This window comes from Streptacidiphilus sp. ASG 303 (genome assembly GCF_020991365.1).
Classification (GTDB): domain Bacteria; phylum Actinomycetota; class Actinomycetes; order Streptomycetales; family Streptomycetaceae; genus Peterkaempfera.
The window spans coordinates 1-297 of the sequence record NZ_JAJLRA010000144.1 but is presented as its reverse complement, the minus strand read 5'-3'; the positions used below and the strand labels follow the sequence as shown (position 1 = coordinate 297).

Sequence of the window (297 nt, the reverse complement as noted above, 5' to 3'; positions counted from 1 at the left end):
ATGCAGAGGACCACCAGCAGGAACAGGCCCGCCTTGCCGAGCACCGTCGGGTCGATCAGCCACACCCGCACGGACCGGCCGGACGCCTTGGCGGCGTCGCTCTTCTCCTGCAGGTGGTGCACGGCGGAGGACGCCAGCGGGATGCCCACGGCGGCGGCGAGGGCCGCGACGACGAGGGTGTCGACCGCGCGGGCGCACAGGCGCCGGGCGGACCCGGCCGGCCGGCCCCTGCGGCGCTCCGCGGCGGCCGCCTGGCGGCGGGCCGCGGCCTGCGCCAGGGCGGGGCGCGGGGCGGCC

Annotated in this window: 1 pseudogene; it reads right to left on the bottom strand. The window is 80.5% G+C overall.

The features are described from left to right. A pseudogene (locus tag LO771_RS30285) lies at positions 1–297 on the bottom strand (hypothetical protein); the annotation flags it as partial.